This window comes from Streptomyces flaveolus, assembly GCF_044765825.1.
Taxonomy (GTDB): domain Bacteria; phylum Actinomycetota; class Actinomycetes; order Streptomycetales; family Streptomycetaceae; genus Streptomyces; species Streptomyces flaveolus.
Genome location: NZ_JBIWKU010000006.1, coordinates 538,349 through 548,599, shown reverse-complemented (window position 1 = coordinate 548,599; position 10,251 = coordinate 538,349). Strand labels below are relative to the sequence as shown.

Here is a 10,251-nt window from a genome sequence, read left to right as displayed (position 1 = left end):
GTTGATAGGCCGGATCTGGAAGCACCGTGAGGTGTGGAGGTGACCGGTACTAATAGGCCGAGGGCTTGTCCTCAGTTGCTCGCGTCCACTGTGTTGGTTCTGAAACCACGAACAACCCCATGTGCCACACATGGTGCGGTTGACAGTTTCATAGTGTTTCGGTGGTCATAGCGTTAGGGAAACGCCCGGTTACATTCCGAACCCGGAAGCTAAGCCTTTCAGCGCCGATGGTACTGCAGGGGGGACCCTGTGGGAGAGTAGGACGCCGCCGAACAATTTTTGGGAAGACCCCGCACCTTACGGTGCGGGGTTTTCTGCGTTTCAGGTCCTTTTTCAGGACGGCTTCACCAGCTTCGTGTCGTACGCCAGGATGACCGCCTGGACGCGGTCCCGGGAGCCCGTCTTGGCCAGGATGCGGCCCACATGCGTCTTCACTGTCGACTCGGCGAGATGAAGGCGCTGCGCTATCTCCGTGTTGGTCCAGCCCTGGCCCATGACCGTGAGGATCTCGCGCTCGCGGTCCGTGAGCGAGGCCAGACGCGAGTCCGGGGAGCCGTCGGAGGGTTCGTCGGCCGCAGAGCCGGCCGGGAGATGGTGGACGTACGCGTCGAGGAGACGGCGGGTCAGGCTCGGGGCCACCACCGCGTCTCCCGTGGCCACCGCGCGGATCCCGGAGAGGAGCTCCTCCGGCTGGGCGTCCTTCACCAGGAAACCGGAGGCACCGGCGCGCAGGCCGGCGTAGGCGTACTCGTCCAGGTCGAAAGTGGTGAGGATGAGGACCCGGCTGCGGTGGCCGGCGGCGATGATGCGGCGGGTGGCCTCGATGCCGTCCAGGCCGGGCATGCGGACGTCCATGAGGACGACGTCGGGGTGGAGTTCGGCCGTCATGCGGACGGCCTCGGCGCCGTTCGCGGCCTCGCCCACCACCGTCATGTCGTCCTGGCTCTCCAGGAGCATCCGGAAGCCGAAACGCTGCAGGGGCTGGTCGTCGGCGATGAGGACGGTGGTCACTGCGCGGGTTCCTCCGGTAGATACAGATGGACGCGCCAGCCCCGGTCGGGCCGTGGGCGCGGGCCGGCCTCAAGTGTGCCGCCGTACAAGAATGTTCGCTCCCGCATGCCCGGCAGGCCCCGGCCGTCGGAGAGCGCGGGGGCCGGACCGCCCCGGCCGGTGTCGGTGACGGTGAGCGTGACGGCGCCACCGGCCTCGTAGGAGAGGTCGATCTGGGCGGTGGCGTCGGGGCCCGCGTGCTTGAGGGTGTTGGTGAGGGCTTCCTGGATGACGCGGTAGAGCGCGAGCTGACGGCCCGGGGGGAGTGCTGCGTCGCCCCTGATGGCCGTACGGACGGGCAGACCGGCCTTGCGGACGCCGTCGACGAGCCGGTCGAGGTCGGTGAGGGCCGGCTGCGGGGCGAGTTCGGCCTGCTCCCTCTCCTCGTCGCGCAGGACGTCGAGCAGGCGCCGCAGTTCACCCAGGGCCTGGCGGCTGGTCGTGCCGATGGCGTCGAGGGCCTGGGCGGCGCGTTCCGGGGACTTGGCGGCGGCGTACCGGCCGCCGTCGGCGAGGCCCGTGATGACGGAGAGGTTGTGGCCGATGATGTCGTGCATCTCGCGGGCTATGCGGGCCCGTTCCGCGGCGGCGGCGAGCTGGGCCTGCTGGTCGCGTTCGATCTCCAGGCGACGGGCGCGGTCCTCCAGGACCTCGGTGTAATTGCGGCGGGTGCGGACCGTGATGGCGATGAGGGCCACGATCCCCATGGACAGCACCTGCGAGCCGATCTGCTGGTTCCACGGGCCCACCTCCTCTCCGTAGCGGGCCAGCGTGACGCACGTCGGGACCGTCATCAGCGCAGTCGCCCACCACAGGTTGCGCAGGGGCAGGCGCAGGGTGATGTGGAAGAAGAGGACCAGTTGGAGCAGGGAGACCTGGAGGGCGGCGCCCGTCCAGACGTTCGCCACGGCGACCGGCGCCATGGCGAGGAGGGCGGCGCGGGGGTGGCTGCGGCGCCAGAGCAGAGGGACGGAGAGGCCGAGGCTCATGGCGAGGACGAGTCCGCCGGGGACGCCGGGGTCATGGGCGACGCTGCGCCAGCCGCCGCCGGCGTAATCGATCAGGGCGGCCGTGACCCAGAAGGCGGTGAAGTGGAAGTCCCACACGAGTGGCCGGCGCCGGTCGAAGGCACGGACCCGCCGGTTGACGCGCTGTACGTACTCGGTGAGGGGCTCGGCCGCTCGCTCTTCCACCACGGGCTCCATCCGACCATCTTCGGGCGTGCCGGGGCGGCGGACGTCCGTCCCGGAGCCGTATATGAGATGAGGGGCGTAGTACCGGGGTACTACGGTGGCCCGCATGAGTGCCTCCGTACCCGGTGACTACGTGATCCGGTCCATACGTGCCGACGAGTGGCCCGCCGTGAAGGAGCTGCGGCTGCGCGCGCTGCGGGACCCGATCGCGCACCTGGCCTTCCTCGAGACCTACGACGACGCCGTGGGCCGGTCCGACGCCTACTGGCAGGAGCGGGCGGCCGGGGCCGCCGAGGGCGCGTCCGGGGCCCGGCAGATCGTCGCGGAGGGGCCGGGCGGGCAGTGGCTCGGCACGCTGACGGTGCTGATGGAGGAGGCCGGGACGACGGACTGGGCCGGTTTTCCCGTGGACCGGAAGCAGGGACACGTCGTCGGCGTGTTCGTGCGGCCCGAGTGGCGGGGGAGCGGACTGACCAAGGCGCTGTTCGACGCCGGGCTGGAGTGGGCGTGGGCCGCCGGGGCGGAGCGGGTGCGGCTGATCGCGCACGAGGACAACGGACGGGCCCAGGGCTTCTATCTCAAGGCGGGGTTCGCGCCGAGCGGACGGACCGTGCCGCTGGCGGGCAAGCCGGAGGAGATGGAGCTGGAGTTCGTCGTCGAACGCTGACCCCTCGTCCCCCACCTCGCGTCCTCGCCCCGGCTACACCGGCAGCTCGTCGTGCGGCCAGCGGGCGCGGCCCTGTTCGCGGGACCGGAGCAGGGCCAGGGCCGGCATTCCCCGGTCCGCCCCGGTGGCCAGCAGCTCCGGGAGCTGGGGAAGCGGAGCCACGGCGGCGACGTCGTCCAGGACGAGCGTCAGTGGTGGGTCGAGCCGACCGGAGGATGACCGTTCGGCCATGCGCCGGCCGCGCTCGACCACGCTGGAGACGAGCGCCGTCAGCAGCGGCATGGCGCCGGGGCTCGTCCGGGGGTCCTCGATGGATTCCCCCACCACGTAAAGGGTGCCCTGTTCGTGGACGAAGGAATCCAAGGTGAGGGCATCAGTTCGGTTGGGAGTGCACGCCTCCCGGATATTGACCACGGAGAGGGCGGCCAGGGCACGGGTGGTCAGCTGCTGAGCCATGTCCCGGCGTTCGGGGTGGGCGGTGAGGGCTGCTTCGAGTTCGCCCGCGGCGCCGGGGGCGGCCTTGGGGTTGGTGCGGAGGATGCGTACGGCGTCCTGGATCTGGCTGCCCTGGGACCAGCGGTGGACGTGGCGGATGGTGCGGCCGTCGATGGCGGCGGCGTGGAGGTAGCTGCGCAGGAGCGTGGTGGCGGTGTCGCTGACGGCCTGGTCGAGGCGGGCGGTGGGCCGTACGGGGGTGAGGAGCGCGGTGGCCCGGGCGACGGCCGTCGGTTTGTCCTCGCAGCCCGCGGTGGGGGACCAGTGGAGGCGGGCCGGGGTGTCGCAGAGGTGGGCGGGGTCGTAGAGCAGGACGGGGCCCAGTTTGGAGCGGGCGTCCTTGGTGTCCTGCCACAGGGCGGGGTTCGACGTGACGACGAGGGCGGGGCCGTCCGCGTCGCTCACGGCCTGCGTCGCGGTGGAGCGGCGGCTCTCCCTGGTGCCCAGCAGGATTTTTTCCCGTCCGCCGCGGCTGCCGCCCAGGGGGGAGGCCGAGGGCGCCTGTTCCGTCGCCGGCTGCGCCTGGGGTTCGGCGGCCGGTGCGGGTTCCGGGGCGGTCCTCGGGGTCGGCACCTCGTGGCGGGGTGCGACCGGTGCCGGTTCCGGTTCCGGGGGTGCCTGTGCTGCCGGGGGCGGTGTCCAGGCCGGTTGCGTCTGGGAGGGCGGCGGGGTCTGCGTCGTGGCGGGCGGGGGCGGCGCGTGCCCCGCCGGTGACTGTGCGGCCCGTCGCTGGAGCCGTACCGCCTTCCAGCGGGCCACCGTGCCCATGACGAACACCGCCAGGACGACGAGCACCATCAGCTGGCCGATGAACAGCCCCCAGAACAGTCCGTACCCGGAGAGTTCCGCCGCGGGGGCGTCCGGCCAGGCGCCGGCGATGTCGTGGGGGCGGCCGATCAGGTGGCGCATGGCCAGGGGGGTGCCGGCGAAGGTGATGCCGGCGGGCCAGGAGCCGTGGGAGAACAGGCCGGCGAGGCCCGTCGCCGTCCACACCAGCAGGGTCATGCCGAGGAGGAACGCGAGTATGCCGATCAGCAGGCCGTCGGGAATGCCGCCCTGCTGTCCCGGCCGCTGGTCACGGCGGTCGTCCGGTCTCATGCGTCGCTCCCGCCGCGCCTACGCCACCGTCGATTCGGACGAGTCGCCGATGTGCTGCTCCATGAAGGCCGCCGCCCGCTCCTCCGCCTCCAGTTCGGCGGCGCGCAGGGCGTCGTCGTTGAAGTCGGCGGAGGACTCGGTCATCGCGCGGTCGGTGAAGACCAGGGGGCGTTCGGTCTCGGTGATCAGGTGCTTGACCACCTGCACATTGCCGTTGACGTCCCACACCGCGATGCCGGGCGTGAGCGACGGGATGATCTCCACCGCCCACCGGGGCAGGCCGAGCACCCGGCCGGTCGCCCGGGCCTCGTCGGCCTTCTGGGCGTAGATCGTCCGTGTCGACGCCATCTTCAGGATGGCCGCGGCCTCCCGCGCCGCCGCCCCGTCCACGACGTCCGACAGGTGGTGCACCACCGCCACGAACGACAGACCCAGCCGGCGCCCGAACTTCAGCAGCCGCTGGAACAGCTGCGCCACGAAGGGGCTGTTGATGATGTGCCAGGCCTCCTCGACCAGGAAGATGCGCTTCTTCCGGTCGGGGCGGATCCAGGTGTGCTCCAGCCACACGCCGACGATGGCCATGAGGATCGGCATGGCGATGGAGTTGCGGTCGATGTGGGACAGGTCGAAGACGATGAGCGGCGCGTCGAGGTCGATGCCGACGGTCGTCGGGCCGTCGAACATGCCGCGCAGGTCACCGTCGACGAGGCGGTCCAGCACCAGCGCCACGTCCAGACCCCAGGCCCGTACGTCGTCTATGTCGACGTTCATCGCCTCGGCCGACTCCGGCTCGGGGTGGCGGAGCTGCTCGACGATGTCGGTGAGGACGGGCTGGCGCTCGACGATGGTCTCGTTGACGTAGGCGTGCGCGACCTTGAGCGCGAAACCGGAGCGCTCGTCCAGGCCGTGCCCCATCGCGACCTCGATGATCGTGCGGAGCAGGGCCAGCTGCCCCGTCGTGGTGATCGCCGGGTCCAGGGGGTTGAGCCGGATGCCGTGGTCCAGGGCGGCCATCGGGTCGAGGCGGATGGGCGTTATCCCCAGCTCCTGCGCGATGAGGTTCCACTCGCCGACGCCGTCCTCGCCCTGGGCGTCCAGGACGACGACCTGGCGGTCGCGGAAGCGGAGCTGGCGCAGGACGTACGTCTTCTCCAGGGCCGACTTGCCGTTGCCGGACTCGCCGAGGACCAGCCAGTGCGGGGCGGGGAGCTGCTGGCCGTACAGCTGGAAGGGGTCGTAGATGTAGCCCTTGCCGGAGTAGACCTCGCGGCCGATGATCACGCCGGAGTCGCCGAGGCCGGGTGCGGCGGTGGGCAGATAGACGGCCTGCGCCTGGCCCGTGGAGGTGCGGACCGGGAGGCGGGTCGTCTCGACCTTCCCGAACAGGAAGGACGTGAAGGCGTCGGTGAGGACGGACAGCGGGTCCCGCATCAGGCTCAGCCCCTACCTTCGGATGCCGGTGGCGAACGGAAGTGTGTTCACGAAGGCGCGGTGGTGCTCACGGTCGCACCACTCCAGTTTCAGGTACGACTTTCCGGCCGAGGCCCTTATCGTCCGCTTGTCGCGGGCGAGCGCCTCGGGGGAACGGGAGGAGACGGTGATGTAGCCGACCAGGTTGACGCCGGCCGCGCCGCTGGCGAGGTCCTCGCCGCGCTGGTCCAGCCGGCCGTGGGCGGCGATGTCGCGGGGGTCGACGGTCCGGTTCATCTTGGCGGCACGGGAGGCCTCGGCCTCGTCGTTCGTCTTCTCGGTCAGCATGCGTTCGATGGCGACCTCGGTGGGCTCGAGGTCCATCGTCACGGCGACCGTCCGGATGACGTCCGGGGTGTGGACGAGCAGCGGCGCGAGGAAGTTCACGCCGACGGGGGTCATCGGCCACTCCTTGATCCAGGCGGTGGCGTGGCACCAGGGGGCGCGGGTGGACGACTCGCGGGTCTTGGCCTGGAGGTAGGTGGGCTCCATGGCGTCCAGCTCGGCCGGCCACGCGTTGCGCTTGGTCATCGCCTGGATGTGGTCGATCGGGTGGTCCGGGTCGTACATGGCGTGGATCAGCGAGGCGAGCCGGCCCTGGCCGAGCGGCTGGCGGACGCGGATGTCGGCCTCCTGGAGGCGCGAGCAGATGTCGGTCAGCTCGCGCGCCATGACCACCGCGAGACCCGCGTCCCGGTCGACCTTGCGCCCGTTCTGCGGACGGGCCGCCCGGGCCATGGTGTGGGCCTCGGCGGCCAGTTCGCGCGTGTAGTGCATGCAGGCGATGAGATACGCGCGGTGCTGCTCGCTGCTGGTGGACACCATGGACTGCAACTGGTCGTACGACTGCTGCAGCCACGGCAGCGCCTTGTCGTCGCCGCGTACGGCGACGTCCTTGGCGTGCGCGTCCGGGTCGGCCGGGAGGGTGCGGGCGAGCATCTGGATGCGGGTGACGAAGCCGTCGCCGTTGGCCACGTGCTTGAGCAGGGTGCCGAAGCGGTCGACGAGGGCCTCCTGGTCCTCGGAGTCGCGCAGGCCGACGCCGGGGCCCTCGATCTCGATCGCGGCGGTCACGGTCTTGCGGTCGGCGTGCAGCAGTACGGCGATCTCGTCCGGCCCGAAGGGCGCGGCCAGCCAGGTGATGCGGCCGATGCCGGGCGGCGGGCCGACCTCGATCTCCCGGCCGTCGAGCCGGGTGCCGGCCTCGATGACGCCGGAACGGTAGGTGGTGCCGTTGCGCAGCGTCCGCTTGTAGCTGCGGTTGATCTCGAACCACTTGTAGAACGTGCGGTGCTTGTACGGCACGTAGACCGCCGCCAGCGCGAGCAGCGGGAAGCCCATGAGCAGCACGATGCGCAGGGTCAGGACGGGGACGAGGAGCCCGCACATCATGCCGAGGAACGCGCCCACGATGATCAGCGCGATCTCGCCGGTCTCGCGGTTGCGTCCGACGATCGCGTTCGGCCGGGCGCGGCCGATCAGATACGTACGGCGGGGCGTGACCGGATGGGACATGTGGGACTCGGTCGTCAACGCCCGTCACCTCCTGAGCTGTTGCTGGTTCCGCTGTTGCGGGTGTTGCTGGCATGGGGCGTGTTCACCGGGCTGCCGGAGCGCGGTGCGGGTGCGGCGGAGGGGACATTTCCGCCGCCGCCGTTCGAGGGGCGCGAGCTGTGCGCGGCGACCCCGCCGGAGGCGGGGTTGGAGGGGCGGGACGCGGAGGAGGAGCTGGACCGGCCCCCGCCTCCGCCGTCGCCGTTGTGGCGGGTGCTGTGGGTTCTGATGCCCTGGGCGACGAGGTTGGCCGGGGAGCTGATGACGGCCGCGGCCTTGCCTTCGGCGCCCTGCATGATGCGGTTGTTGCGGGAGCCGGCGATCTCGTCGCCGAAGCCGGGGACGAAGCGGTAGATCATCGCGGACGCGAAGATGGCGAGCAGGATGATCGCGAGGCCGGAGACGACGGCCGAGAAGGCGTCGGGGCCGTCGTCGGCGGAGAGCGCCCCGGCGAGGCCGAGGACGATGACGATGACGGGCTTGACCAGGATCACGGCGATCATGATCCCGGCCCAGCGGCGGACGTGGCCCCACAGGTTCTTGTCGACCAGTCCGGCGTAGACGACGGTGCCGAGCAGGGCGCCGACGTAGAGCAGGGCGGCGCGGATGACGAGCTCCAGCCACAGGACGCCGGCGGCGAGGATGGAGACCAGGGAGACGACGATCAGCATGATCGGGCCGCCGCCGATGTCCTCGCCCTTCTCCAGGGCGCCGGAGAACGTGCCGAAGAAGGTGTCCGTCTGATCGCCGGTGGCCTTGGCGAGGACGTCGGTGACGCCGTCGGTGGCGGAGACGACCGTGTAGAGGATCAGCGGCGTGAACGCCGACGCCAGGACGGTGAGCCAGAGAAACCCGATGGCCTCGGAGAGCGCGGTGGTGAGGGGGACGCCGCGCACGGCTCGCTTCGCGACAGCGAGGAGCCAGAGGAGGAGCGTGAGGATCGTGGACGCCGCGAAGACGACGGCGTACTGCTGGAGGAACTTCTGGTTCGTGAAGTCGACGTTCGCGGTGTCCTGTACGGCGGCGCTGAGCTTGTCGATCGTCCAGGACGCGGCGTCGGCACAGCCCTTGGCGAGGGAGGAGAGGGGGTCGAGGGTGGAGGTGATGCCGGGGGCGTCCCCACCGGTACCTCCGGTGGATCCGCCGCCGGATTCCCCGCGCTCGCAGTAGTCCTTGGCGGGGCCGACGATGAGGTCGCAGTTGTCGTCCGACGGCGTCGGTGACGGTGTGGGGGCTGCGACAGCACGGGTGGCCAGCAGTACGGCCGCGGTCTGTACGGCGGTGACGGCGGCGGCGACCTTGAGTACGTGGCGCGGGCTACCGGGCATACGTGAACCCTCCGTACTCCTGGACGGCCTTGGCCATCTCATCGGCGTTGGACGCCTTGTTGTCTCCGGGAACTGGTGCGGGTCCGTCCTGCTGGGAGAAGCTGTCGACCTTCCAGTCGTCGTTCGCCCAGCGCAGCTGAAGCGTCATGGTGAACCAGTCGCTGCTGACCGGGTTGGTCGACTCTGCTCCGGCCGTGCCGAAGACCCCGGTGCACCAGACATCGACGGATGCGGCGGTTTCGGAGTAGCTCGTGGTCTTGGTGCCGATGGGCAGGGTGCGAGAGACGTAGGTGTTGCCACCTGTCGCATTGCCGTTCTGGTCGAGACCGATGTTTCTGAGGAACTCTTTCGTATAGGCCTTGGCGAACTTGTCCGAGAGGGCAGTCTGTTTGTCGGCTACGAAGACCTGCTGGATCATCTCGGCCCGCCGGGCGGGCTTGAGGATGTCGGCCGAGACCAGCGCCACCGCGTAGTTCGCCGCTGCGCTCTGTGCGCCCTGTTGGTCGTGGGGGAAGCCCGAGGGGATGCCGGCTGCCTTGGTGGTCACCGGCCGGTCGCCGGACGGTGCCGTCGCCGAGGTGTGCGGCTTGTCGCCGGTCGCCGCCTCGCCGGACGTTGCGGAATCGTCTCCTCCACGGTTCGCGAAGGCGATCGCGGCGATCAGCAGGACGACCACGCCGACCACGGTGACCAGGCTGCGCGAGGACGAGCGCCCGCCGCGGCGCGCACCTCCGTACGCGTCGCCGCCGTTGTCGGGCAGCCGCGTCCGCGTCTGGCCCGTGCCGCCGTAACCGCCGGAGGACTGGTGGTCGTCTCCGAGACTCATGCCGCGTACGCCCCCTCGACGTCGTGCGGGAACACCTCGTACACCATGCCGTAGAAGTATGACGGTAGCGGTGCTGGCTCCCGCTCGGGCGCGGTGTGGTGACTGGACATCAGGGAAACGCAACCTCAGCCGGTGGGCACGACGGGCGGGTGGGATGGAGGGGGAGCCGGGCGCGCCCGGCGGGGCCGGTGGACCGCGCGCCCGCCTACACGGCCATGCCGTACACGATGGTGAAGAGCGTGCCGAGCGAGCCGATGATGAACACGCCCGTCAGGCCCGCGATGATGAGGCCCTTGCCCTGTTCGGCGCTGAAGGTGTCCCGGAGGGCCGTCGCGCCGATGCGCTGTTTGGCGGCGCCCCAGATGGCGATGCCGAGGCAGAGCAGGATGGCGACGGCCATCACCACCTCGATCATCACCTTCGCCTCGTTGCCCAGGCTGCCGAAGGGGCCCCAGTCCGGAGCGATCCCTCCGATGATGGTGTTGATGTCTCCCTCGTCGGCCGCAAAGAGCATGTAAGTCACCGCCCCTGTTGGGTAGTTCCGCGCCCTCTGCGTTCGTGCAGAGGTCA

The 10,251-nt window shown here is 70.5% G+C and carries 9 protein-coding genes and 1 rRNA gene; 2 read left to right on the top strand and 8 right to left on the bottom strand.

All coding sequences use genetic code 11. The features are described from left to right. Positions 1–157: 157 nt before the first annotated feature. Positions 158–274, top strand: a 5S ribosomal RNA gene (gene rrf / locus ACIRG6_RS21580). 59 nt (positions 275–333) lie between these two features. Here the strand turns inward: rrf and ACIRG6_RS21575 are convergent. Both ACIRG6_RS21575 and ACIRG6_RS21570 read right to left on the bottom strand, forming a co-directional pair. Beyond that, entirely contained in the window at positions 334–1,011 is a 678-nt protein-coding gene (locus tag ACIRG6_RS21575; protein ID WP_364674365.1) for a response regulator transcription factor, read from the bottom strand. Beyond that, positions 1,008–2,255: a sensor histidine kinase gene (locus ACIRG6_RS21570; protein ID WP_365020182.1), complete on the bottom strand. Its 1,248-nt coding sequence runs from the start codon at positions 2,253–2,255 to the stop codon at positions 1,008–1,010. The genes ACIRG6_RS21575 and ACIRG6_RS21570 overlap by 4 nt, the downstream gene beginning before the upstream one ends. 94 nt (positions 2,256–2,349) lie before the next feature. Between ACIRG6_RS21570 and ACIRG6_RS21565 the strand changes: the two genes are divergently transcribed. Next, positions 2,350–2,910: a GNAT family N-acetyltransferase gene (locus ACIRG6_RS21565; RefSeq protein ID WP_350722349.1), complete on the top strand. Its 561-nt coding sequence runs from the start codon at positions 2,350–2,352 to the stop codon at positions 2,908–2,910. A 33-nt stretch (positions 2,911–2,943) separates the two neighbouring features. Here the strand turns inward: ACIRG6_RS21565 and ACIRG6_RS21560 are convergent, their stop codons facing one another. The 6 genes from ACIRG6_RS21560 to ACIRG6_RS21535 form a co-directional block, all read right to left on the bottom strand. Continuing rightward, positions 2,944–4,503 (bottom strand): type IV secretory system conjugative DNA transfer family protein, encoded by a 1,560-nt coding sequence (locus tag ACIRG6_RS21560; protein WP_403324078.1) that lies wholly within the window; start codon positions 4,501–4,503, stop codon positions 2,944–2,946. 18 nt (positions 4,504–4,521) lie between these two features. After that, positions 4,522–5,934 carry an ATP-binding protein gene (locus ACIRG6_RS21555; protein WP_225635273.1) on the bottom strand — a complete coding sequence of 471 codons (1,413 nt, stop codon included), beginning with the start codon at positions 5,932–5,934 and terminating at the stop codon, positions 4,522–4,524. A gap of 12 nt (positions 5,935–5,946) precedes the next feature. Beyond that, positions 5,947–7,488, bottom strand: coding sequence for an SCO6880 family protein (locus tag ACIRG6_RS21550; protein WP_372462633.1), 1,542 nt, complete (start codon positions 7,486–7,488; stop codon positions 5,947–5,949). A 14-nt stretch (positions 7,489–7,502) separates the two neighbouring features. Continuing rightward, a complete protein-coding gene (locus tag ACIRG6_RS21545) occupies positions 7,503–8,855 on the bottom strand; it encodes a hypothetical protein (protein WP_365020187.1) in 1,353 nt (450 codons plus the stop codon). Beyond that, positions 8,845–9,681, bottom strand: coding sequence for a hypothetical protein (locus ACIRG6_RS21540; RefSeq protein WP_403324076.1), 837 nt, complete (start codon positions 9,679–9,681; stop codon positions 8,845–8,847). Before ACIRG6_RS21540 ends, ACIRG6_RS21545 begins: the two co-directional genes overlap by 11 nt. Before the next feature lie 205 nt (positions 9,682–9,886). Further along, on the bottom strand, positions 9,887–10,195 hold the full coding sequence (locus tag ACIRG6_RS21535) for a hypothetical protein (RefSeq protein WP_019526682.1): 309 nt from the start codon (positions 10,193–10,195) through the stop codon (positions 9,887–9,889). Positions 10,196–10,251: the final 56 nt, after the last annotated feature.

Bases quoted from the DNA above. Each gene is read 5' to 3' on its own strand.
- ACIRG6_RS21570 (WP_365020182.1), bottom strand. From the start codon at position 2,255: ATGGAGCCCGTGGTGGAAGAGCGAGCGGCCGAGCCCCTCACCGAGTAC.
- ACIRG6_RS21565 (WP_350722349.1), top strand. From the start codon at position 2,350: ATGAGTGCCTCCGTACCCGGTGACTACGTGATCCGGTCCATACGTGCC.
- ACIRG6_RS21560 (WP_403324078.1), bottom strand. From the start codon at position 4,503: ATGAGACCGGACGACCGCCGTGACCAGCGGCCGGGACAGCAGGGCGGC.
- ACIRG6_RS21555 (WP_225635273.1), bottom strand. From the start codon at position 5,934: ATGCGGGACCCGCTGTCCGTCCTCACCGACGCCTTCACGTCCTTCCTG.
- ACIRG6_RS21550 (WP_372462633.1), bottom strand. From the start codon at position 7,488: ATGTCCCATCCGGTCACGCCCCGCCGTACGTATCTGATCGGCCGCGCC.
- ACIRG6_RS21545 (WP_365020187.1), bottom strand. From the start codon at position 8,855: ATGCCCGGTAGCCCGCGCCACGTACTCAAGGTCGCCGCCGCCGTCACC.
- ACIRG6_RS21540 (WP_403324076.1), bottom strand. From the start codon at position 9,681: ATGAGTCTCGGAGACGACCACCAGTCCTCCGGCGGTTACGGCGGCACG.
- ACIRG6_RS21535 (WP_019526682.1), bottom strand. From the start codon at position 10,195: ATGCTCTTTGCGGCCGACGAGGGAGACATCAACACCATCATCGGAGGG.